This window comes from Candidatus Kosakonia sp. 282A-S69 (genome assembly GCF_029433855.1).
Lineage (GTDB): Bacteria > Pseudomonadota > Gammaproteobacteria > Enterobacterales > Enterobacteriaceae > Kosakonia > Kosakonia cowanii_A.
Genome location: NZ_JAROAU010000005.1, coordinates 250,235 through 250,497 on the forward strand (window position 1 = coordinate 250,235; position 263 = coordinate 250,497).

Here is a 263-nt window from a genome sequence, read left to right on the forward strand (position 1 = left end):
GAACGTCGCTCGCGACCTGACTCCAGGCCTCGGGGACATCGATACCGTCAAGGCGGAACACCACCGACCCGTCCGGGTTGCGGATCTCGCTCAGCGCCTTGCGGAACGGAATGTCCGCGTAGGGCGACTGGCCAGCCGTGGTGTAGCGACGCTCGAACCGCATTGGTCACACCTCTCCCGGCGGAGCACGGGGCTCCGGTCCCGCAGCCAGCGGGGGTTGGGCCCTCTCACGAGGGCAGCGGCGCCGGCCATGCCCGCCCTGG

The 263-nt window shown here is 70.7% G+C and carries 1 protein-coding gene; it reads right to left on the reverse strand.

The features are described 5' to 3' along the window. On the reverse strand, nt 1-163 hold a 163-nt coding region (locus PU683_RS22525), incomplete at its 3' end, for a hypothetical protein (protein ID WP_487246931.1). Between the last annotated feature and the right edge of the window lie 100 nt (nt 164-263).